At 65.8% G+C, this 21,253-nt stretch carries 20 protein-coding genes and 1 tRNA gene; 16 read left to right on the top strand and 5 right to left on the bottom strand.

The genetic code is table 11. The annotated features are described in order from the left end of the window. The first annotated feature begins 57 nt into the window (after positions 1–57). From BRAO375_RS19850 to BRAO375_RS19885, 8 genes are read left to right on the top strand one after another with little or no spacing between them, the layout of a single operon-like run. Positions 58–1,170 (top strand): NAD-dependent epimerase/dehydratase family protein, encoded by a 1,113-nt coding sequence (locus tag BRAO375_RS19850; protein ID WP_009029232.1) that lies wholly within the window; start codon positions 58–60, stop codon positions 1,168–1,170. Further along, positions 1,167–2,231 (top strand): NAD-dependent epimerase/dehydratase family protein, encoded by a 1,065-nt coding sequence (locus BRAO375_RS19855; protein ID WP_009029233.1) that lies wholly within the window; start codon positions 1,167–1,169, stop codon positions 2,229–2,231. The genes BRAO375_RS19850 and BRAO375_RS19855 overlap by 4 nt, the downstream gene beginning before the upstream one ends. Next, positions 2,228–3,517 (top strand): TIGR04295 family B12-binding domain-containing radical SAM protein, encoded by a 1,290-nt coding sequence (locus BRAO375_RS19860; RefSeq protein ID WP_009029234.1) that lies wholly within the window; start codon positions 2,228–2,230, stop codon positions 3,515–3,517. Before BRAO375_RS19855 ends, BRAO375_RS19860 begins: the two co-directional genes overlap by 4 nt. Further along, the gene (locus BRAO375_RS19865; RefSeq protein ID WP_009029235.1) at positions 3,514–4,638 is read left to right on the top strand and encodes a glycosyltransferase family 4 protein; all 1,125 of its coding nucleotides are present in this window, start codon (positions 3,514–3,516) and stop codon (positions 4,636–4,638) included. Before BRAO375_RS19860 ends, BRAO375_RS19865 begins: the two co-directional genes overlap by 4 nt. Continuing rightward, positions 4,635–5,762 (top strand): CgeB family protein, encoded by a 1,128-nt coding sequence (locus BRAO375_RS19870; protein WP_009029236.1) that lies wholly within the window; start codon positions 4,635–4,637, stop codon positions 5,760–5,762. The genes BRAO375_RS19865 and BRAO375_RS19870 overlap by 4 nt, the downstream gene beginning before the upstream one ends. Next, a complete protein-coding gene (locus BRAO375_RS19875; protein WP_009029237.1) occupies positions 5,759–6,847 on the top strand; it encodes a CgeB family protein in 1,089 nt (362 codons plus the stop codon). The genes BRAO375_RS19870 and BRAO375_RS19875 overlap by 4 nt, the downstream gene beginning before the upstream one ends. Beyond that, entirely contained in the window at positions 6,844–7,983 is a 1,140-nt protein-coding gene (locus tag BRAO375_RS19880) for a CgeB family protein (protein ID WP_009029238.1), read from the top strand. The genes BRAO375_RS19875 and BRAO375_RS19880 overlap by 4 nt, the downstream gene beginning before the upstream one ends. Then, complete coding sequence (locus BRAO375_RS19885) at positions 7,980–9,035, top strand: UDP-glucuronic acid decarboxylase family protein (RefSeq protein ID WP_009029239.1); 1,056 nt, start codon at positions 7,980–7,982, stop codon at positions 9,033–9,035. The genes BRAO375_RS19880 and BRAO375_RS19885 overlap by 4 nt, the downstream gene beginning before the upstream one ends. Positions 9,036–9,114: 79 nt before the next feature. Here the strand turns inward: BRAO375_RS19885 and BRAO375_RS19890 are convergent, their stop codons facing one another. From BRAO375_RS19890 to BRAO375_RS19900, 3 genes are all read right to left on the bottom strand, one after another. Beyond that, entirely contained in the window at positions 9,115–9,648 is a 534-nt protein-coding gene (locus BRAO375_RS19890) for a DUF4142 domain-containing protein (RefSeq protein WP_009029240.1), read from the bottom strand. Positions 9,649–9,804: 156 nt separating this feature from the next. Beyond that, entirely contained in the window at positions 9,805–11,538 is a 1,734-nt protein-coding gene (locus tag BRAO375_RS19895) for a methyl-accepting chemotaxis protein (protein WP_009029241.1), read from the bottom strand. 300 nt (positions 11,539–11,838) lie between these two features. Next, positions 11,839–11,915 (bottom strand) — tRNA-Pro (locus BRAO375_RS19900). 230 nt (positions 11,916–12,145) lie between these two features. Between BRAO375_RS19900 and BRAO375_RS19905 the strand changes: the two genes are divergently transcribed. The 4 genes from BRAO375_RS19905 to BRAO375_RS19920 are packed head-to-tail and all read left to right on the top strand — an operon-like array spanning position 12,146 to position 15,655. Then, entirely contained in the window at positions 12,146–13,147 is a 1,002-nt protein-coding gene (locus tag BRAO375_RS19905; protein WP_009029242.1) for an L-threonylcarbamoyladenylate synthase, read from the top strand. Between the two features lie 18 nt (positions 13,148–13,165). Continuing rightward, complete coding sequence (locus BRAO375_RS19910; protein WP_009029243.1) at positions 13,166–14,593, top strand: FAD-binding oxidoreductase; 1,428 nt, start codon at positions 13,166–13,168, stop codon at positions 14,591–14,593. 15 nt (positions 14,594–14,608) lie between these two features. Next, positions 14,609–15,064, top strand: a complete 456-nt coding sequence (locus BRAO375_RS19915) for a GNAT family acetyltransferase (protein ID WP_009029244.1) — start codon at positions 14,609–14,611, stop codon at positions 15,062–15,064. A 9-nt stretch (positions 15,065–15,073) separates the two neighbouring features. After that, a complete protein-coding gene (locus BRAO375_RS19920) occupies positions 15,074–15,655 on the top strand; it encodes an NUDIX domain-containing protein (RefSeq protein ID WP_009029245.1) in 582 nt (193 codons plus the stop codon). 160 nt (positions 15,656–15,815) lie between these two features. On the opposite strand, the gene BRAO375_RS19925 is transcribed toward BRAO375_RS19920, so the two are convergent. Then, a complete protein-coding gene (locus BRAO375_RS19925; RefSeq protein WP_083842505.1) occupies positions 15,816–16,586 on the bottom strand; it encodes an SOS response-associated peptidase in 771 nt (256 codons plus the stop codon). A 62-nt stretch (positions 16,587–16,648) separates the two neighbouring features. On the opposite strand from BRAO375_RS19925, the gene BRAO375_RS19930 reads away from it, so the two are divergent. From BRAO375_RS19930 to BRAO375_RS19945, 4 genes are all read left to right on the top strand, one after another. Next, positions 16,649–17,203 carry a hypothetical protein gene (locus BRAO375_RS19930; protein WP_035641374.1) on the top strand — a complete coding sequence of 185 codons (555 nt, stop codon included), beginning with the start codon at positions 16,649–16,651 and terminating at the stop codon, positions 17,201–17,203. 69 nt (positions 17,204–17,272) lie between these two features. Beyond that, entirely contained in the window at positions 17,273–17,692 is a 420-nt protein-coding gene (locus BRAO375_RS19935) for an NUDIX hydrolase (RefSeq protein ID WP_009029248.1), read from the top strand. Positions 17,693–17,723: 31 nt separating this feature from the next. After that, entirely contained in the window at positions 17,724–18,122 is a 399-nt protein-coding gene (locus BRAO375_RS19940) for a TIGR02301 family protein (RefSeq protein ID WP_009029249.1), read from the top strand. A 154-nt stretch (positions 18,123–18,276) separates the two neighbouring features. After that, entirely contained in the window at positions 18,277–18,543 is a 267-nt protein-coding gene (locus BRAO375_RS19945) for a hypothetical protein (RefSeq protein WP_009029250.1), read from the top strand. A gap of 977 nt (positions 18,544–19,520) precedes the next feature. Here the strand turns inward: BRAO375_RS19945 and BRAO375_RS19950 are convergent. Next, positions 19,521–20,651, bottom strand: a complete 1,131-nt coding sequence (locus BRAO375_RS19950; protein WP_009029252.1) for a sterol desaturase family protein — start codon at positions 20,649–20,651, stop codon at positions 19,521–19,523. Between the last annotated feature and the right edge of the window lie 602 nt (positions 20,652–21,253).

Genomic DNA, 21,253 nt, shown 5'->3' on the forward strand with positions numbered 1-21,253 from the left:
GCGCCGCTTCTCACCGGGAGAGTTCGTTCCAAAATCGCTTAGAGGGAGTAGCTCGGCATGACACGTGTCCTGATTACCGGAGGCGCTGGGTTCATCGGCTCCCATACGGCCGATGCGCTGATCTCCGCAGGCTACGAGGTCAGGCTGCTCGACTCGCTCTCTCCTCAGGTGCACGGCCAACAGCGCCAGCGTCCTTCCTATCTGCACGCCGACGCCGAGCTGCTGATCGGCGACGTCACTGATCCGATCGCCGTCGAGCGCGCGCTGCGCGGTGTGGACAAGGTGCTGCATCTCGCCTCCAGCGTCGGTGTCGGCCAGAGCATGTACGACATCGAGTCCTACGTGCGCACCAACGAGCTTGGCACCGCGGTGTTGCTGCAGGCTTTGGCCAACCGTCCCGTGGCCCGTCTGGTCGTCGCCTCCTCGATGAGCGTCTATGGTGAGGGCGCATGCCGCGCCGCCGACGGATCGATCGTCGCGCCCGACGAGCGCTCGCTGGATCAGCTCAAGCGCGGCGATTGGGAACTCACCGACACGGCCGGTGGCCTGCTCGCCCCGATGCCAACCCCGGAAACCAAGCAGCCGACGCTCAGCTCGATCTATGCCTTGAACAAATATGCGCAGGAGCGGATGTGCCTGATCACCGGCAAGGCCTACGGCATTCCGACGCTGGCGCTGCGCTTCTTCAACGTGTTCGGCCCGCGCCAGGCGCTGTCAAATCCCTACACCGGCGTGCTCGCGATCTTCGCGGCGAGGCTGCTCAACGACCGCCCGCCGCTGGTGTTCGAGGACGGAAGGCAGCGGCGCGACTTCGTCCATGTCCATGACGTCGCCCGCGCCTGCGTGCTGGCGCTCGAAAGCGACCATGCCGACGACGTGTTCAACGTCGGCTCGGGCCAGAGCCGCAGCATCGTCTCCGTCGCCGAGGATCTCGCCCGCGTGATGGGGCGCTCGCAGATGACGCCGACGATCACGGCCAAGTATCGCGCCGGCGACATCCGGCACTGCTTCGCCGATATCAGCAAGAGCGAGCGCCTGCTCGGCTTCAGGCCCGCGGTGCGGTTCGAGGACGGGCTCGACGAGTTGGCGCATTATCTCGCCGATCAGATCGCCGACGACCAGGCGGAGAAGGCGACCGAAGAGCTTTCGCGACGCGGGCTTGTTGCATGATGGACGCGACGACGAACCAGGCTCCGATCGTGATCACCGGCGGCTGCGGCTTCATTGGCTGCAATCTCGCCGACCGGCTCGCGACGCGTGGCGATCATGTGCTGATCCTCGACAATCTCGTCCGTGCCGGCGTGCGCGAGAACGCACAATGGCTGAAATCACGCCACGGCGACCGGATCACCATCACTGTCGGGGACATCCGGGATCCGATCACCGTGATCGACAGCGTGAAGCAGGCCAAGGCCGTGCTGCACCTCGCGGCACAGGTCGCCGTGACCTCCAGCCTCGACAGCCCCGTCGACGATTTCGAGATCAACGCACGCGGCACCTTGAACATGCTCGAGGCCGTTCGCCTGCATAATCCAGGCGCACCCGTGCTGTTCGCCTCAACCAACAAGGTCTACGGCCGGCTGATCGGCGACGACGAGATCACCCGCACCGGCCAGCGCTATCAGCCGATCAGTGACGCGCTGGCGCACGGCGTCTCGGAGCGCGCGCCGCTCGACCTCTACAGCCCCTATGGCTGCTCGAAGGGAGCCGCCGACCAATACGTTCACGACTATGCCCGCGTCTACGGCCTCAAGACCGCCGTGCTGCGGATGAGCTGCATCTATGGCCCGCGGCAGTTCGGCAATGAGGACCAGGGCTGGATCGCCCACTTCGTGCTCTCCGCCCTGCGCGGATCGCCGCTGACAATCTATGGCGACGGCTGCCAGGTGCGCGACGCGCTCTACGTCGCCGACGCCGTCGACGCCTGGCTCGCCGTGCTCGATCAGATCGACACCACGCGCGGGCATGTGTTCAATCTCGGCGGTGGGCCGTCGAATGCGATCAGCCTGCTGGAGCTGATCGATCAGATCGGACAACTCTCCGGACCTGTCAAATACAGCTTCTCGGAATGGCGCCCCGGCGACCAGCCCTGGTACGTCACCGACATCAGCGCGCTGGCCCGCGCGACCGGATGGCGGCCGCGGACATCCTTTGCCGACGGACTTCGCGGGCTGCACGGCTGGCTCGCTGGTCGCTTTGCCGAGCAGCGGGGCCAGGAGGCGCTGGCATGACCCGTGTCGCCCTGATCAATCCGAACTGGACGTTCGACGGCAGCATCTATTTCGGCTGCCGCAGCCCGCATCTACCGATCGAGCTGGGCTTGTCCCAACGTCTGCTGGACGAGGCCGGTCACACAACGCTGCTACTGGACGCTCACATGTTCGACCTGTCGCCGTCGGACATCCTGGCCGAGCTCGCGGCGTTCCGGCCCGACATGATCGTGCTGACGACGGCGCCGACCTATTTGTTCTGGCGCTGCGCGCCCCCCGAGCTGCGCGTCCCGCAGGAACTCGTGCTGACGCTGCGAGAGAGCGGCGCCGTCGTCGTCGCAGTCGGCCCGCACGGCTCGACAACGCCGCGCATGACGCTCCGCAAGCTCGGCGTGGACATCGTCGTGATGGGCGAATGCGAGCACGGCGTGCTGCGCCTCGCCAACGGCGAGCGCGACTTCGCCGGCATCTGCTTCACGGCCGCCAATGGCGACATCATCGTCAATGGCGGACCACAGGCGGCAGTCTTCACCGACCAGCTCGCGCTGCAATGGCCGGAGGAGATGATCCGCCGGCACCATCATCACCATCACCGCTTCGAGGCGACTCCGGTGGGCCCCGGCGCCGAGATCGAGGCGTCGCGCGGCTGTCCCTATCACTGTACATTCTGCGCCAAGGACAATTTCCGCAACGGCTATCGCAGACGCCCGCCGACCGTCATTCTCGACGAGGTCGATCGGCTGCGCGCGCAGGGCGTCGAATACGTCTATTTCATTGACGAGATCTTCCTGCCCAATGCCGAGCTGTTGCAGGGCCTCGTTGCGCGCGGACTCAAGTTCGGCGTGCAAACCCGCATCGATCTGTGGAAGCCCGAGATGCTGGAGCTGCTTGGACGCGCCGGTTGCGTTTCCATCGAGGCGGGGATCGAGAGCCTAACGCCGGAGGGCCGCGCGGCGCTGGCCAAGAACTGCCGGATGACAACCGAGCAACTCGCCGACCGGCTGGTCGAGGCGCGACGTCACGTGCCCTTCGTGCAAGCCAACCTCATCGAGATGCCGCAGGATGACGATCCCGTCGTGCAGCGCTGGCGCCAGCGGATGCAGGATGCCGGCGTGTGGGCCAACGATCCGGTGCCGCTCTACCCCTATCCGGGATCGCCGGACTATCAGAAGCTCTGGGGCTTGCCTGATGATCATGCCTGGGAGCGCGCGCACGCGCATTATCTGACGCTGTTCAGCCAGTTCAGCGACGTGCAGAACGAACGTCCCATCCCGCTTCCCGCCCTCGAGCTGCAGGTCGCGCCATGAGCACGCTTGCCGGGGTCAGCATCCTGATGACGACCGACACCGTCGGCGGCGTGTGGAGCTATGCGACGGCGCTGGCGACGACGCTCGCCGCGCGCGGTGCCGACATTCATCTGGTGACGCTGGGTCCGGCCCCACGGGCGGATCAACGCGCGATGCTGCAGGGAACGAGCGTCGAGCTCGTCGAGACGGACCTCGCGCTGGAATGGCAGGATCCGGACGCCGGTGACCTCGACCATGCCCGCAATGTGCTGCTTGCCCTTGAGCGCGACATCCGGCCCGACATCGTTCATCTCAACAGCTTTCGTGAGGCCACATTCGACTGGCGCGCGCCGGTGCTCGTCGTCGCGCATTCCTGCGTCCATTCGTGGGGCCTTGCCTGCAATGAGACCGGCTTTCTGCAGGAGCCGGGTTGGCAGCGCTACCGCGCGCTGGTCGCCGACGGTCTGCGGCGTGCCGATGCCTGGGTGGCACCGAGCTGCGCCTTTGGCGAGGTGATCGGCCGCATGCACGAGCCGCATCGCCCCGGTGCTCTGATCTGGAACGGCGCGGCCCCCGCGCGCCAGGTGCCGACCGCGAAGGACACCTTCGTGCTCGCGGCGGGACGGATGTGGGACAAGGCGAAGAATCTCCAAGTGCTTGCGGAGTGCGCCGACGGTCTGCCCTGCCCGATCCGCGTCGCAGGAGCCGGCACCGACATCACTCGTCCTCAATCGTCGCTGCAGCAGCTTGGCGAGCTTGCACATGGCGAGCTGCGCGACTGGATGAGCCGCGCTGCGATCTTTGCAAGTCCGGCGCTGTACGAGCCGTTCGGCCTGTCGGTGCTCGAGGCGGCGTCTGCCGGCTGTGCACTCGTGCTCGCGGACATTCCGACCTTCCGCGAACTCTGGCAGGATGCGGCCGTGTTCGTCGTTCCGAGCGATGTCCGCGCGCTCAGGAGCACTCTGAGCTGGCTCGCAACCGATCATCGCGCGCGCGTCATGCTCCAGGACGCCGCACGCCAGCGTGCGGCCCGCTACACGCTCAGTCGCATGGCCACGTCCTACGGCGAGCTCTATGGCAACCTGCTCGCGCAGACCGCGCCCGATCATCGTACGAAAATCCTCGCCGAGGCCTGTGCATGAAGTGCGTGCTGCTCTACCATGCGTTCTCGTCGTGCTGGAACAATGGCAACGCCCATTTCCTGCGCGGCGTCGCACGCGAGCTGCATACGCTGGGTCACGAGGTCATCGTCTATGAGCCCGCTGATGGCTGGAGCCGCCTGAACGCAATCAAGGACGGCGGCAATGACAGCCTGCGCGCGGTCCCCAGGCTGTTCCCCGGCGTGACTGTCAGAGCCTATGATTGCACGCTCGACCTCGACGAGGTGCTCGACGGAGCCGAGCTCGTGATCGTGCATGAGTGGAACGAGCCCGATCTCGTCAAGGCGATCGGCCGCCATCGCATCGCGAACGGGCGATTCGTGCTGCTGTTCCACGACACGCATCACCGCGCCGTCACCGCCCCGCATGAGCTTGGCCGCTTCGACCTCGCCGGCTATGACGGCGTGCTCGCCTTCGGCGAGGTGCTGCGTCAGATCTATCTCGCACTCGGCTGGACGTCGCGCGCCTTCACCTGGCATGAGGCCGCTGACACCGCGCTGTATCGTCCGCTGCCCGATGTCATCGCGCGACACGATCTTGTCTGGATCGGCAATTGGGGCGACGACGAACGCAGTGCCGAGCTCAGGGAATTCCTCATCGCGCCGGTCGCAGCGCTTCAGCTCGACGCCACCATCTACGGTGTCCGCTATCCCGACGACGCGCTCGCGGCCATGCGGCAGGCAGGCATCCGCTACGGCGGCTGGCTGCCGGCCCACCGTGCGCCGCAGGCATTCGCGCAGGCCCGCGCCACCGTCCACGTGCCCCGCGCCCCCTATGCGCGATCGCTACCGGGGATCCCGACCATCCGCATGTTCGAGGCGATGGCCTGCGGCATTCCGATCGTGTCAGCGCCATGGAGCGACGTCGAGGCGCTGTTTCCGGAAGACAGCTATCTGCGCGCCGCGAACGGCGCCGACATGCGCGAAGCACTCCGACTGCTGCTGTCCGTTCCCGATGTCGCTGCCGAGATCGCGGAGAAGGCCCGCAGCGCCGTGCTTGCCCACCATACCTGCCGGCACCGCGCGCAAGAGCTGCTGCACATAGCGACCAAGCTGCGCGGCCAGGGTCAGGCAGCCTCCACGCAACTCGCAGGAGCCGCATCGTGAACATCTGCTTTTTCGGCTCCAGCCTGGTGTCGTCCTATTGGAATGGAGCAGCCACCTATTATCGCGGCATGCTGAAGGAGATTGCCAGGCTCGGACATCAGATCACCTTCTACGAGCCGGACGCCTTCGAGCGGCAGGCCCATCGCGACATCCAAGATCCCAACTGGGCCAGGGTCATCGTGTATCCCGCGTCGCCCGATGGCTGGCAGCGTTCGGTGGACGACGCCGTGCGCTCGGCCGACCTCCTGATCAAGGCCAGCGGCGTCGGCGTGTTCGACGCCGAGCTCGAGGACGCGATCGCCACGATCTCGACCGATGCCCTGCGCATCTATTGGGACGTCGACGCGCCCGCGACCCTGGATGCGATCGCTGCCGACCCGCAGCATCATCTCCGCCGAGCGATTCCGCGCTATGACGCGGTCCTGACCTATGGTGGCGGCGATCCGGTCGTGCGGGCCTATCGCGCCGCTGGCGCTCGCGATTGCGTACCGATCTACAACGCGCTCGCCCCCGACACTCATCATCCGGCGAGCCCGCGCGCCGAATTCGAATCCGATCTCAATCTGCTCGCCAACCGCCTGCCGGACCGTGAGGCGCGGATCGAACGCTTCTTCATCGATGCCGCCGCGCAGCGTCCGGGACAGCGCTTCGTGCTCGGCGGCTCGGGCTGGCACGACAAGCCGATGCCGGCCAACGTCCGCGCCATCGGCCATGTTGGCACCGCCGATCACAACGCCTTCTTCTGCTCGGCACGCGCAACGCTGAACGTCAATCGCGACAGCATGGCAGCCTATGGCTTCTCGCCGCCGACCCGCGTGTTCGAAGCCGCCGGCGCCGGCGCCTGCCTGATCACCGACCAATGGGAGGGCATCGATCTGTTTCTCGAACCCGACCGCGAGGTCCTGGTCGCCGCCGACGGCGCCGCCGTTGCCGCGCACCTCGACGCACTGTCGCCGGACCGCGCCCGCGCGATCGGCGAGCGCGGCCGCGCGCGCATCCTGGCGCATCACACCTATCGCCAACGCGCTCACCAGTTCAACACCCTGCTCGAGGGCATGAGCACCCGCATCGAGGCCGCAGAATGAACCTGAACATCGTCGTCATCGGATTGTCGGTCACATCGTCCTGGGGCAACGGCCATGCCACGACCTATCGTGCGCTGCTGTCGGCGCTCGCGCGGCGCGGCCACAGCGTGACATTTCTGGAGCGCGACGTGCCCTGGTATCGCGAGCACCGGGACCTCACCGATCCGGACGGCTGGAGCGTGAAGCTCTATCAATCGCTGCAGGATCTGCCCCGGCTGTTCGGCACGACGGTGCGTGACGCGGATCTCGTGATCATCGGCTCCTATGTGCCTGACGGCATCGCGATCGCCGACTGGGCGACATCGCATGCGCGCGGCGTCACCGCCTTCTACGACATCGACACGCCCGTGACCCTGGCGCAGCTCGAGCACGGACTGGCCTATCTGTCGCCAGCGATGATCCCTCGCTTCGACCTCTACCTGTCGTTCTCCGGCGGGCCGGCACTGGCGATGATCGAGGACCTCTATGGCAGCCCGCTGGCGCGCGTGCTGTATTGCAGTGCCGATCTCGACCTCTATCAACCGCGCGAGACGCCGCAGCGCTGGACGCTGGGTTATCTCGGCACCTACAGCGCCGACCGCCAGCCACAGCTCGAGCGCCTTCTGCTCGAGCCGGCGCGCGGCCTCAACGCGGACAGATTTGTCGTCGCGGGCGCGCAATATCCCGATACGATTACATGGCCTGCTAATGTCGAGCGGATCGCTCATCTCCCGCCGCGCGAACACGCCGACTTCTTCTCCGCTCAGCGCTTCACGCTCAACGTCACCCGCGCCGACATGCGGGCCCTCGGCTTCTCGCCGAGCGTTCGGCTGTTCGAAGCCGCTGCCTGCGGCACGCCGTTGCTGTCAGATCATTGGCCCGGCCTCGAAACCATCTTCGCGCCAAACAGCGAGATTCTCGTCGTCTCGACGCCGCAGGAGGTCAGCGCAATCCTGCGGGAAATGACCGAGGATACGCGACGTGGCATCGCCGAGCGCGCCAGCCGCCGCGTCCGCCGTGACCACACGCCCGATCACCGCGCCCGGCAGCTCGAGGACTACTACCGCGAGGCGCTGTCCCGCCGGACACGTCCGGTACGCCAGGCGCTCAAGCAGACCTCGCCCGAGGCCGTCGAACTGAAACTGGGATTGTCATGACCATTCAGATCTCCATCCCCACACGACGCTCATTCCGTACACTGGTCGCCGGCGGCGCAGGCTTCATCGGCTCGCACATCTGCGACACGCTGCTCCGGCGCGGCGACACCGTGATCTGCGCCGACAATCTGCATACGGGCTCGCTGCGCAACATCCGCCCGCTGCTCAATCATCCGAATTTCAGCTTCATCGAGCACGACGTGCGTGAGCCGCTCGAACTGGAGGGTCGGCTCGACCGTGTCTACAATCTGGCCTGTCCGGCCTCGCCGCCGCATTATCAGCAAGATCCTGTTGGCACGATGAAGACCTGCGTGCTCGGCACGCTCAACCTGCTCGAGCTCGCGCGGGAGAAGTCAGCGCGAATCCTGCAGGCCTCGACCAGCGAGGTCTATGGCGATCCCGAGGTGCATCCGCAGCCAGAAAACTATGTCGGCCATGTCAACACGATCGGACCTCGTGCCTGCTATGACGAGGGCAAGCGGGCCGCCGAGACGCTGATGTTCGACTATCAGCGCATGTACGGCATCGAGATCAAGGTCGCACGCATCTTCAACACCTATGGCCCCCGCATGCATGAGAACGACGGCCGGGTGGTGTCGAACTTCATCGTCCAGGCGCTGCGTGGCGCGCCGATCACGGTGTATGGCTCCGGCAGCCAGACGCGCAGCTTCTGCTTCGTCGACGACCTCGTCCGTGGCCTGGAGATGCTGATGGAAAGTCCGGGTTCGGTCACAGGCCCCATCAATCTCGGCAATCCGCACGAGATGAGCATCGAGGCGATCGCACGCGAGGTGCTGACCTGCACGCAGTCGCGCTCGACGCTGGAGTTCAAGCCGCTGCCGGTCGACGATCCGAAGCGGCGAAAGCCGGTGATTGCGACAGCAGAGCGACTGCTCGGCTGGCGTCCACAAATTCCGCTGCGCAAGGGCCTGGAAGCGACGATCGCCTATTTCGCCCTGGAGGTCGCCGGGCGCGGCCCGTCAGACCCGGACAAGCGGACGCCATCGCGGCGTGCTGGACGAGCGCAGCTCGCCTTGGCGCGATCTCAGTAGACGACGATCTCAGGAGACGAAATGGCATCGCCCGGGACCAGCCCGGGCGATACTCCGTCGAGGCGACCATTCTCGACGATCACTTGCTCAGCGACTTGGCCATGTCGAGATGCTTCTGCAGCACCGGCACGGTCTGCTGGGCGAAGTCCGACAATGGCGAGTTCGCCGACGCCTCCTTCTGATACTTTTTGATGTCCTCCTGATGGTCGCGCACCATCGCCTGGGCAAAGGCGCGGTCGAACCGATCGCCGGAGAGACCTTCGAGCTTGTTGTAGACGGCCAGCTGCTTCTTGCTGGGCTGTGACGGCGCCTGCATCCCGTTCTGGCTCGCCAGTTGCTGCGCCTTCTGCAGATGCTCGCCGTGGTCCTGCTGCAGCGCCTGGCCGAACTGCTTGACCTGGTCACTCTGCCCCTTCTGCTGCGCCAGCTTGCCCATGTTCACTTCGGACAGATCGCCCTGGATCGCCTCCGTCATAAAATGCTGATCCTTTGCCGGCGACTGCCCCTTCGGCGCAGCAGCGGCGCTACCGACAACGAGCAGGGTCACTGCGCATGCCGAAAGGACGGTCGGGATCATTCTCATCTGATTGGAAGGTGCCATCTTGCTTCGCATTTGGATCTCCGGGGTTCGAATCTGGTCGTCGCGACGGCAAGATTCAGCGCCTTCGATCGTTCCTATGCCTCTCGCCACAGAGGGCCTGAGCTCGGCGACGCCTCGAGTTCCGCGAGCTCGCGGCTGCCGATCGATCCCGGACAGCTCTGCGCACGCTCAGGCGGTGCGCACGCGCGCGAGAAAGTCGACGACCTCCTGCTTCAGGCGCAGACCGTCGGCGGAGAGCGACTGCGCCGCCGTCAGCACTTGCGATGACGCCGCACCGGTGCTGGTCGCGCCGGACTGTACCTCGACGATTCCGGACGAGACCTGAGTCGCGCCCACCGCGGCCTGCTGCACATTGCGGGAGATTTCCTTGGTCGCATTGCCCTGCTCCTCGGCGGCAGCGGCAATGGCGCCGGTGATATCGGACATGCCCGCGATCGTCGACATGATGTCCTTGATCGCACCGACCGCCATCGAGGCCGCGGATTGGATTTCGGCGATATAGCCGGAGATATCCTTGGTCGCGTCGGCGGTCTGCGCAGCAAGCTCCTTCACCTCGGAGGCGACGATGGCGAAGCCGCGTCCGGCGGAGCCGGCGCGCGCGGCTTCGATCGTGGCGTTGAGCGCCAGCAGATTGGTCTGCTGGGCGATCGCCGTGATCATGCCGACGATGCTGCCGACCTTGTCCGCAGCCGTGGCAAGCTTGGTCATCGACTGGTCGGTGCTCGTCGCCTGCGTCACCGCGTTCTGGGCGACGCGCGAGGCGCCGTCGATCTGGCGGCCGATCTCGGCCGCGGTCGCCGCCATCTCCTCGGTCGCTGCGGCGACCGACTGGACGCTGGCCGAGGCTTCCTCCGAGGCGGACGCCACCGTGGTCGACAGCTCCCTGGTGGTCGATGCCGTGTTCGCCAGAGTGGACGCCGCCTGCTCCAGACTGACCGAGCTCGATGAGACACGATCGACGATGCCGCCGATCGCGCCCTCGAACGCGGCAGTGAAAGCTTCGACGTCCTGTTTGCGCTGGGCTTCCGCGCGCGCTTCCGCCGCGACCTGCTCGGCACGCAGGCGCTGCGTATCGATCAGGCTGGTCTTGAACACCTGCGTCGCCCGCGCCATGTCGCCGACCTCGTCGCCGCGCTCGAGTCCGGTGATCGAGATCGACAGCTCACCGCCCGCCAGCGCGGCCATGTTCTGCACCATCAACCCGATCGGCCGCGACACGGCGAAGACGCTCATCAGGCCTGCCGCGCCCAGCACCAGAATAGCGATGGCGCCAACCGTGACAGACGTCGTTTCGGACCGGGAAATGACCGTCCAGACCGCACGCTTGTCCGCCGTTGCCTTCGAGGAGGCGAAGCTCACGATGCCGTCGGCCAGATCGTCGATGGTTTTCGCGATCGGCAAGGTGACGTTGCGCGCCAGCTCGGCCGCCTCGGCCTCGAGCGCACCATTGTCTACGGATGTGCCGGCCGCGAGGTCATCCGCGATCCGCTGCCGGATCGCAACGATGCGCTTGGCATTCCCGGCGTACGCATCGATTGCTTTCTGCAGCGTCTGGACACGGGCCTTGTTCTCGGCCGAGACCGATCTGAGCATCATCTCGGCGCAGAACTTGTCAGCTGCACGACGCCCGTCGGCAAGATGCTGCTCAGCCGCGCGGATCTCTGCGTCCGACCTTGCGAGCCGGATGTCACGCACGGCGAGCTGCATCTGCCTCGCCGCGGCTTTGGTGTCGATCGCCAGCCCGGCGACCTCCTGCTGCTCAAAGGCGCGGCCAAGATCGCGATCGATGCTCGCGTTGCCGACGACTTGGCTCGTGATCATGATCACGACGAAGACCATTCCGCCGAGCGTGGCGGTCACGAGCTTAGTCGAGATACGGAAACGGTTGAGGAAGCGGAACATGACCGGTTGAGACTTGTGAGTTGACCTCCGCGCAGTCTCGCACCCGCCGAGTGGAAGATCGTTGTGTCAGCACAAGCAGATACGTGAGTTTTCTCACACCACAACCACACGACTTAACGCGCTGTTCATGACTCTTCGGATGAGCCCGAGACCGGCCTTCCGGAGACCGCGTGCACGGACGACCCGAGCCGCCGCCCCGCGCTGCGATGTCGCGTTCATTTGGAGAGGACCTCGCGCCGCACTCAGTCAGCGCAGCACATGCGAGGTGAAATCGGGAAGCGTGAATTGTCACGCCAGAAATGGTCGGAGCGGCAGGATTCGAACCTGCGACCCCTGCGTCCCGAACGCAGTGCTCTACCGGGCTGAGCCACGCTCCGACTTGGGAAGCCGGCTTATAGCGTCGGGTTTCCGTCTTCGCAAGGCACACGAGGCAGGAAATCGCATCGAAATGGCAGATCGCAGGACAGGGGGGTAACCGCTTGAGGGGGCGAGACTTTACCCGCCAGCCATGGCGCCTGTGCAGCCTGGCCGCCGATTTGCGCGCTTCATTCGGACGCCTGCGCCCGCTATAGGCGAGCGCGGAAGCCACCGCCGTTCCGTACCAGTGATGCCCGCGCCAGACACACACGCGATCGAGACCCGGATCCTGCCCGCCGATGCGGCTGGAATCACGCAAGCGGCTGCGACGTTCGCACGCGGCGGGCTGGTCGCGTTTCCGACCGAGACCGTCTACGGCCTCGGCGCCGACGCGGCCAACGCGACGGCGATCGCACACCTGTACCAGGCGAAGGGCCGCCCGGCGTTCAATCCGCTGATCGCCCATGTCGCCGACATCGCCGCCGCCCGGCGGATCGGCCGCTTCGAGGCCACGGCGGAGCGGCTCGCCGCGGCGTTCTGGCCGGGGCCGCTGACCCTCGTGGTGCCGCAAGCGGATCAATGCCCCGTGGCGGATCTCGCCACGGCCGGTCTCGACACCGTCGCGATCCGCGTGCCGGCGCACCCGATTGCGCGGGCGCTACTCGCCGCATTCGGCGGCGCTGTGGTCGCGCCCTCGGCGAACGTCTCCGGCCATGTATCCCCAACCAACGCGGCGCATGTCGCCGCCGACCTGTCCGGGCGCATCGACCTGATCCTGGATGGCGGAGCCGTCGATGTCGGCGTCGAATCGACCATCGTCGGCTGCTTCGACAAGCCGACTTTGCTCCGCCCTGGCGGGGTTCCGAGCGAGGCGATCGAAGCCGTGCTCGGCGAGCCGCTGGTCCGGCCGCCCGCTGCGGAGATGCATGCCGCCGAGCAGCCGCTCGCACCGGGCATGCTGGCCTCGCATTATGCGCCGCGCGCCGCCGTGCGGCTCGATGCGACCGAGGTCGCGCCCGGCGAGGCCCTGCTCGCCTTCGGACCCCTGACCTTGCCTGGCGCCGCGCAGGCCGCCGCTGTTCTTAACCTCTCGGTCGTCGGCGATCCGGCAGAGGCGGCCACGCACCTTTTCGGCTATCTTCGCAGCCTCGACGCCACGGCCGCGCGCAGCATCGCCGTGATGCCGATCCCGAACGACGGGCTGGGCGAGGCCATCAACGACCGGCTGCGCCGCGCCGCGGCGCCGCGATAATACTGGAAGCGACCGACCATGAACATCAGCCAGCCTGCCGTCCCGCCGCTGCCTCCCGAGCTGATCGCGCAATTCGCCGCCATCGTCGGCGAACGCCAGGCGTTGACGGCGGAGGCGGACGTCACGCCTTACGTCACCGAGGAGCGCAACCTGTTCCACGGTCGCTCGCCGCTGGTGCTGCGTCCCGGCTCGACTGCGGAGGTCGCCGCGATCTGCAAGCTCGCCAGCCAGCACCGCATCGCGCTGGTGCCGCAGGGCGGCAACACCGGCCTGGTCGGCGGCCAGACGCCGCATAATGGCGAGGTCGTGGTGTCCTTGAAGCGGATGGACAAGATCCGCGACGTCGACACCGCGTCCAACACGATGATCGCCGAGGCCGGCGTGGTGCTGCAAGTCGCGCAGCAGAAGGCCGCGGAGGTCGATCGCCTGTTCCCGCTGTCGCTCGGTGCCGAGGGCAGCTGCACCATCGGCGGCAATCTCTCGACCAATGCCGGTGGCACCGCCGCGCTCGCCTACGGCGTCGCGCGCGAGATGGCGCTCGGCGTCGAGGTGGTGCTGGCTGACGGGCGGGTGCTGAACGCGCTGTCCAAACTGAAAAAGGACAACACCGGCTACGACCTGCGCAACCTGTTCATCGGCGCCGAAGGCACGCTCGGCATTATCACGGCGGCGAGCCTGAAGCTGTTCCCAAAGCCGCGCGCCATCGAGACGGCCTTCGTCGGACTGAAGTCGCCGGAGGATGCGCTGAAGCTGCTGGCGATCGCGCAAGCGGAGGCCGCGGGCAGCCTGACCAGCTTCGAGCTGATCGCCCACATCGCGCTCGACTTCTCGATCCGCCATGTCGCCGGCAACCGCGCGCCGCTGTCCGGCCCGCATCCGTGGTTCGTGCTGATGGAGCTGTCGTCGTCGCGCGACGATGCACGGGCAACGCTGGAGACCATCCTCGAACAGGGCTTCGAGGGCGGCATCGTCGACGACGCCGTGATCGCCGACAATCTCACCCAGCGCATGGCATTCTGGAAGCTGCGCGAGGACATCTCCTGGGCGCAGAAGCCGGAGGGCGGCTCGATCAAGCACGATATCTCGGTGCCGGTTGCTGCCGTGCCGGCGTTCATCGCCGAGGCCAATGAGGCCGTCGTCAGGAAAGTGCCCGGCGCGCGTCCGGTGCCGTTCGGTCATCTCGGCGACGGCAACATCCACTACAATGTCAGCCAGCCGATCGGCGCCGATACCGCCGACTATCTGGCGCGCTGGCACGAGGTGAATGCGGTCGTGTTCGAGATCGTGCTGCGCATGGGCGGCTCGATCTCGGCCGAGCACGGCATCGGCGTGCTCAAGCGCGACGAGCTGCCGGACGTGAAGGACCCGACCGCGATCGCGCTGATGCGCGCGATCAAGGCGCAGTTCGATCCGCTGGGGATCATGAACCCCGGCAAGGTGCTCTAGGCTTCCGACGCACTCATGGACACGACCTCCGCTCTCACCATCTCCGACATCACCGATGCCGACGTGCCCGCGATCATCGCGCTGTGGCAGCGCTGCGGCCTGACGCGGCCGTGGAACGATCCGGCCGCCGACATCGCGCTCGCCCGCCGCGGCGATGAGTCCACCGTGCTCGTCGGCCGCAGCGGCGGCGCGATCGCGGCCTCCGCCATGGTCGGCCATGACGGTCATCGCGGCTGGGTGTATTACGTCAGCGTCGATCCTGATCATCGCGGCCAGGACCTTGGCCGCGCCATCATGGCCGCCGCCGAGGATTGGCTGCGCGGGCGCGGCATCGCCAAGCTGATGCTGATGGTGCGCGGCGACAACACCAAGGTGCAGGCGTTCTATCAGGCGCTCGACTATGCCGTGCAGGACAGCGTGGTGTTCTCGAAATGGCTCGACGGGCGCCCGCCGACTCCCGGCATGAAGTAGAGGTTCCGCATGAGCATCTCCGACCGCATCCGCGTGCACGAGCGGCGCGTGCTCTCCGACCATTACGGCACGCTGACCTCGACCAGGTTCGAATGGCGGCGCGACGACGGCACCTGGCAGATGCAGAGCCGCGACGTGTTCGAGCGCGGCAACGCGGCGGCGATCCTGCCCTACAATCTGGTCCAGCGCAGCGTCATCCTGGTCAAGCAATTCCGCTATCCCGCCTTCATCAACGGCTACGATGATCTCCTGATCGAAGCCGCTGCTGGCCTACTCGACGAAGCCTCCCCGGAGGAGCGCATCCGCCTCGAGGCCGAGGAGGAGACCGGGTTCCGGCTGCACGACGTCAAGTTCCTGTTCGAGGCGTTCATGAGCCCGGGCGTGGTCACCGAGAAGATCCACTTCTTCGTCGCCGAGTACGAGCCGCATATGCGCGTCAGCGCCGGTGGCGGGCTGGCGCATGAGGGCGAGGAGATCGAGGTGCTGGAGGTCAGCATCGACGAGGCGCTCGCGATGATCGCCGACGGCCGCATCCAGGACGCGAAAACCATCATGCTGCTGCAGCATGCGGCGCTGCGGATTTTCGTCTGAGCGCGGCCAACGCCTCAGTCGCGGGTCTTGCTCCCCTGTCGTCCTCCGCGAAAGCGGGGGACCCAGGATTCCACCAGCAGTCGTTTCAACACGAGAAGCCGCGGCGTACTGGATCCCCGCTTTCGCGGGATGACGACCTTTTGCGTTGTTACAGCCTGCCTCAGAACAAACTTCCCTGACCATCATCCACTGGCGCAATTGCAATCTTACGCGATGCAACCTTCTTCGCCGGCTTGCGCTGCGCATCTTCCGCCGCGCGCATCTCCTCGGTCATCGGCAGCAGCAATCGCTCGTCGTCATTGGCCACCGCGTTGACGCGGGTCGACACTTCGTACCAGGAGAACTCGCCGTCTTCCGGCGCGACCAGCAGCCGCATCGCGTCGGTCGGATCATCGCTGCGGCAGTCGAGCCACAGCGAGAAATCATCCGGCCTGATGGTCACCGGAACCCGATGATGCAAGGCAGCGAGAGCGGGGTTGGCAGCCGCGGTCACGATGGCGACCGTATCGACCTCCTCGCCGTTCGGTCCCATCCAGGTTTCGGCGAGTGCGGCGAAGCCGAATGGCGCGCGATCGCTGCGATGGATGAAGAACGGCCGCTTGCGGCCGTCGATCACCTGCCACTCGTAATACCCATCAGCGGGCACAAGCACACGCCGTCGACGAATCGCGTTCTTGAAGGCGGGCTTCTCGCGTACGGACTCCGAACGCGCATTGATCAGCAGCGTGAAACTACGGGGATCCTTGACCCACGCCGGCATGAAGGCCCAGCGCATCAAGCGATAATGTCTGACGTCGTGATCCAGCAAAACTACGGGAATCGGCTGCGTCGGCGCAATGTTGTGGCGCGGCGGAAAGTTCGGTTGTTCCTCGTAGCCGAAGATCTGCCTGAGAGCCGCGGGTGGTGAAGTGATGACGAAGCGTCCACACATAATGTCACTCAAATCCTGCTGTGTTCAGCACCTTTTAACCGGGGTTGGGAACACTGCAGCGGATGACCGCAGCGGCGACCCAATCCGTGCCTTCCGATCGCACGACCCAACGACCGGCTGGCAGCGCTATCGATCCGGCGCGCGCCGCGATCCTGCGTGCCGCCAACATCAATCCGCGCACCGGCCTCGCCACCGACTATCTGAATCATTTCAACGAAGCCGTGATGCTGCTCGAGATGATTCCCGATATCCCGGAATGCGCCGAGGATTTCCTGGCGTGGTCGCCGCTGACCTATCCAGAACATTTCACGCACACCAATTTCAAGGCCCGCGATCTCGTCATCGAAGCCTATGAGCAGGCCGAGCCGGCGATCCGCGACCGCTTCGACCATCTCACCAAGACCATGACCGACATCCTGCTCGCGGTCGGCAGCGCGATGCGCGAGGCCAAGCAGGACGCAACCAAGGCCAAGCTCGCCGAGCAGGCCGCGGGCTGGGTCAAGCCGCTGGTGTCGCAGGCCGGCGGCATCATCAATGGCGACATCGATTTCGATCCGGAACCTGTGGCGGAGGTCGACGAGGTCGACGCCGTCGACGCGATCATGGCGAGCTTCTAGTGTCGCACGGAGCTGCGGCCGTGCGCTCTTCACGTTAGAGTGCACACTGCGCCCCGGAGCAGACCTGCCATGATCCTCGCCCCACCTCCCCGCCACCCCCAGCTCGCCGTCAGCGCCGCAATCTTCCGCGACGGCAAGATCATGCTGGTGCGCCGGGCGCGGTCTCCGGCGAAGGGCGCCTACACCCTCCCGGGCGGCCGGGTGGAGTTCGGCGAGAGCCTGCACGACGCGCTGGCGCGCGAGGTGATGGAGGAGACCGGGCTGTCGATCACGATCATCGGGCTGGCCGGCTGGCGCGAGGTGCTGCCAGCCAAGGGCGGCGGCGGCCATTACGTGATCCTCCCCTTTGCCGCGCGCTGGCAGGCCGGCGAGCCCGTGCTGAATGACGAGCTGGACGACGTGCTGTGGCGCGCTCCCCACGACCTGGACGGACTGTCCCTCACCGAGGGCCTGCCGGGCATCATCGCCACCGCCCGGGCGCTGCTGTAGGCGCCTTGCGTCCGCCACCGGGCGAAGGCATATGACGGCGGTGCTCCTGATGGTCCCCAAACGCCTGCTGGCTGTTCTCGTCCTCGTTGCGGCCTGCGCCGCCGCGCCTGCGCGGGCGCAGGATGCGGCTGCGCCGTTCGACGGCGATCTGCAGCGGCTGGCCGAGATCCTCGGCACCCTGCATTACCTCCGCGGCATCTGCGGCAGCAATGAAGGCGCCAAATGGCGCAACCAGATGCAGGCGCTGATCGACGCCGAGACGCCTTCGGGCGAACGCCGCGCCCGCATGATCGCCGGCTTCAACCGCGGCTATAACGGCTTCCAGCAGACTTACCGGACCTGCACGCCGGCGGCGATGGTGGCGATCCGCCGCTACATCGACGAGGGCTCGAAGATTTCGCGCGATCTCACCGCTCGCTACGCCAATTGACGGGGCCGGCGCGTTATCCACGTTTGTGTTAACCTTGTTAACCTTTCCTAAAGAACTGGCCTAGGCGTCCGCGTTCCCCGTGATACACCTGCCTTGTCCGGCGCGCCCGCGTTCGGATTTCCTTGCGCCCCGGCGCGCCGCCAGACTGAACTCAATGAGCTTCCCCGTTACCTTCAGTGCCCTTCCCGCCGCCCTGCCCGATCACGAGCAGAAGCAGGCCGCGCTCAGCTACCTCAACGAGGCCTGGGCCGAGGCGCGCCACGACGGCGTCGACGGCGATTGCCTCGCGCAAGCCAGCCTGTTCGCGGCGTTGGCCGAGCTCGTCACCACCTATGGCGAGGACGCGGTCGCCAGCTTCGTCGAGGGCATGCCTGAGCGCGTCCGCAACGGCGAGTTCTCGCTGTCCCGCGCGATGCAGTAGTTACACACGGGCTGTCGTCGTCCGGCTTGACCGGACGACCCAGTATTCCAGAGCCGCCAGTGTGTCCTCGATAGGCCGCGGCGTACTGGATCCCCGCTTTCGCGGTGATGACAGTGGTGGATGCCGAACGGCCTCCGGGCCACCGCAGCGCTGATCAGCGCGGGGCTGTCTTTGCGAGCTTGCCGTCCATCTACACATTTCAAATAGCAGGACACGCCTCATCATCCTCGCGGCGCGATGCACCCGAGCGATGACCGACGTTCGTCCCCCGCAAGATCGAGGGCGCAGGGAAGGCTGGGCGTCGGCTGACGCCCATGGCCCCCGTGCGAACAAGAATGCACGGGGCAGGAACCACAGGTGCAGCCGGATGAGCCCAGCCTTCCCTGCGCGATGGGTTTAACGCTTACTCCGTGCTCTCCCTGGGGACCGGCTGTCTTGCCCCCATCATCAGCGCCGACGCTCTCGCATCGACAGCCGACTTGACCTCGGCACCGGGAGGTCAGAACCACACGGCTTGACGTCCGCATCGAGATTGTTCGTCCGCGCGGACAAGCCACGCTGCAACCCGACACGTCCACCGCCTCCCCGCCTCGCGTCTCGTGACGACCGCGCGTACGCCCCTCTCGTTGAGGCGGGATGCGAGAGCAGTGGCATGAATTCTGGAAAAAAGAAAGATGTTTCTGAACCCAGACGGGACGGTCGACGCGATGGCATTGAGGCGACGCGCAAAATTGTCGTTTCGGCGCATGTGCTTTGTAGAGTCGTCGTGGCTGAGAGTACCGCCCTGACCAACCTGATCGCGCACTGATTTGCCCGACGAGCAGCCGGGCGCGGCAGCAGCCTACTTCATTCGGTCGGCGCGAAATCAGGAATTGCGATCGAGCACGCTGAACTTGCCGGAGAGCCCGCGTCACCGATGTTCTCAATGAGCAAGCACGCTCCGACCCCTCAGACCGGCACCAGCGGAACACGCCGCTTCATGGATTCCGATGTTCGAGGAATTCCTTCACCGGCCCGACGAAGGGGTGCATGAACTGGCCGAGCATGCCGCCGGGGATCGGCTTCACCGTGCCGTATTTGACCGGCCAGCGATCCTTGGGCAGGTGCCAGGTTCGGCCCAGCATATCGAACAGCGGCGTATGCGCCGCGTAGTTCTTGTCGATCGCCTCGGCGTCCGACGCGTGGTGCCAGTGATGGAATTGCGGCGTGACGATCACGTAGCGCAGCCAGCCGACATCCATCTTGATGTTGGAATGGATCAGCACCGACTGCACGGAGATGAAGATGAGATAGGCAAAGATCGTGTCCTGCGGGAAGCCGAGCAGGACGATCGGCACCAGCACCAAAGCGCGCGTGGCCAATGGCTCGAGGAAATGCAGGCGCGATCCCGACAGCCAGTCCATGTGTTCCGGCGAATGATGGACCGCATGGATTCGCCACAGCCACGGCACCTCGTGATAGGCGCGGTGGGCGACGTATTCGACGGCATCGGCCGCCAGGATGACAAGCAGGAAGCGGACGAACGCCGGCAGGGCCACGACATGCGCCTGCAGGGACGGGCTGATCGCCCAGGCGAAAGCGTCATGGGCAAAATGGGTCGAGACCACCAGGAAGACGCCGATCAGCAGGTGGTTGACGCCGAAATAAGCGAGATCGAGCCGCCAGCCGGGGCTGAGCGGCCCCTGCTCCGGCCGTACCCGTGGGAAGACCCACTCCAGCAGCATGAAGGCTGCGCCGGTGAAGAAGAGATCGAGCACCAGCCAGTCGAGGCCGAGATAGAAGCGCGGCTGGAGAAAATCCGGCGTGGACACGTAGGGCCCGCCCAGCAGCATGGCGAGGAACAGCGCGCTGAGGCCGATCGCAGCGCTCAGCCGCAAGCCGCCAAGGACGATTCCGATGACGCCGAACCAGGCACCTGCGACCATGGCGATCGCCAGCGTGAGGCGGAGCAGTTCGACGTCGTAATGGACGCGCAGCTCGGGCGTCGTGAGAAAGGCGGGATAGCGCAGGCACAGCACCGCAGCGACACTGAGCACGCCGATCGCAGCGCAGAGCGAACTGCCGATGCGCCCTTCGCCAATCCGCGGCCTCGAACTTGCTTGAGCCATCGACGCTCTCCCCCAAACGCTCTCCAGCGCGGAAGCAGGCGCGCGAGAGTTTTCTCACATCCATCGCTACGGTAAGTAGATGCCCGACAAGAGTTAAAATTGCCGGAAGCCAAAGTCTGCTTTGGGCCAAAGCGGTCTTCCGACCCCGCGACTGCGTCCTTTCGCTGCTCCCTGAGAGCGGGCATCGCCAGGGACGACGAGACGATCCGAGCTAGGTCAATGGACGACCTTTGGCGTTCAATGACAAAAGGCCGCGAAGGAAAACGAAAGCAGGCTGCTTTTCACCTGCCGTGACCACCGTCCGTGGCTCGGATGAGCGAAAGCGATCCCCGGGGTCTCACATGCGGCATTGGTGAACCCGGATGTCGCTACGCTCATCCGGGTTACATGATCTGCACCCGTCCTCTCTCGCTCTCGTCGGCCGTATCGCTTCCGAAACCTTCACAATAGAAATTTGCGGGCTTTTGACGCGAATGAACATGTCCCCTTAACGAAAACGGGAAATACTAGGCAGCTGATTTTTACCTAAATGGCCGCAGGACCGTTTCGAGCTTACGCGAGATCTCGATGGCCATATCGCGAGCTGGTCACCACCGAATCGA

Source organism: Bradyrhizobium sp. ORS 375 (genome assembly GCF_000239775.1).
Lineage (GTDB): Bacteria > Pseudomonadota > Alphaproteobacteria > Rhizobiales > Xanthobacteraceae > Bradyrhizobium.